1 protein-coding gene is annotated in these 745 nt (G+C 67.2%); it reads right to left on the reverse strand.

The features are described from left to right. Positions 1 to 431 (reverse strand): TetR/AcrR family transcriptional regulator (locus BHU15_RS32650; protein WP_069630441.1); only part of this gene is annotated, 431 nt, incomplete at its 3' end. Positions 432 to 745: the final 314 nt, after the last annotated feature.

Raw genomic sequence — 745 nt, forward strand, 5'->3', positions numbered from 1 at the left:
TCGCGGATCAACACGGTGAGCGCCTGTGCCAGATGACGCCCCGAGGTTGCCTCGTTCATCGCCCGCCAGTCCCCCCAGCCGAGCACCGCGGGCCCGTCGACGAGCATGATGCGCTGGATCGCGGGGTCGGTCGACGCGCTGAGGAAGGCCTGGCAGCCGTACGTGAACTGGTCCCAGGGGTCCTCCTGGACATCCGCCTCCGCCGCTATGAGCGCGGCGACCTCCTGCTGTACCTGCTCCAGGACCGCCCGGAACAGTTCGGCCTTGCTGTCGAAGTGGTGGTACAGCGCGCCCTTGGTCACCCCGGCCGCCCCGACGATCTCCGACAGTCCCACGGACGCGTAACCCAGCTTCGAGAAGAGCCGTCTGCTCTCCCGTAGCAAGGTGTCCCGCGTCTGCTGCCGTTGCTGTGCGCGAACCCCGTTCGTCATCGTTGCGCCCCCCGTCTTCGGCCAGTTGACGGCCTGTTGAAGCCCTGCGCACACGGTACTTCGCCGTCGCGGGCCGGGCGAGACCCACGTGGGAGGCCCTGGATCACCTGGCCCAGGCCGCCCCATTGACCCACCCTGTTCATGGTTCTAGCCTGCATTCTCATACGTAGACATCCTTCAGGGGAAAGCAGGGCCGGACCAATGGCAGGGCTGAGCGTGGAGACCGAGGATCTGGCGCAGCGGCTGCGCGAAGCGATGAAGGGCGGGGTGCTGTCCTTCCCCGTCACAAGTTTCGCGCCGGACGGCGAACTCGA

The organism is Streptomyces niveus, from assembly GCF_001723055.1.
In the GTDB taxonomy this organism is placed as follows: domain Bacteria; phylum Actinomycetota; class Actinomycetes; order Streptomycetales; family Streptomycetaceae; genus Streptomyces; species Streptomyces niveus.